This is a genomic window from Pseudomonas sp. GW821-FHT07G06 (assembly GCF_058986625.1).
Genome location: NZ_JBYSVW010000049.1, coordinates 1 through 560, shown reverse-complemented (window position 1 = coordinate 560; position 560 = coordinate 1). Strand labels below are relative to the sequence as shown.

Here is a 560-nt window from a genome sequence, read left to right as displayed (position 1 = left end):
GGCTCCCACTGCTTGTACGCATACGGTTTCAGGATCTATTTCACTCCCCTCTCCGGGGTTCTTTTCGCCTTTCCCTCACGGTACTAGTTCACTATCGGTCAGTCAGTAGTATTTAGCCTTGGAGGATGGTCCCCCCATATTCAGACAAAGTTTCTCGTGCTCCGTCCTACTCGATTTCATGACTAAGAGATTTTCGCGTACAGGGCTATCACCCACTATGGCCGCACTTTCCAGAGCGTTCCGCTAATCTCAAAGCCACTTAAGGGCTAGTCCCCGTTCGCTCGCCACTACTAAGGGAATCTCGGTTGATTTCTTTTCCTCAGGGTACTTAGATGTTTCAGTTCCCCTGGTTCGCCTCTTGCACCTATGTATTCAGTACAAGATAACCATCTTATGATGGCTGGGTTCCCCCATTCAGACATCTCCGGATCAAAGTCTGTTTGCCGACTCCCCGAAGCTTTTCGCAGGCTACCACGTCTTTCATCGCCTCTGACTGCCAAGGCATCCACCGTATGCGCTTCTTCACTTGACCATATAACCCCAAGCAATCTGGTTATACT

The 560-nt window shown here is 49.8% G+C and carries 1 rRNA gene; it reads right to left on the bottom strand.

Features of this window, described 5'->3' with window-relative positions:
• Nucleotides 1-532: ribosomal RNA gene (locus AC3WJW_RS30000) — 23S ribosomal RNA — on the bottom strand; the annotation flags it as partial.
• Between the last annotated feature and the right edge of the window lie 28 nt (nt 533-560).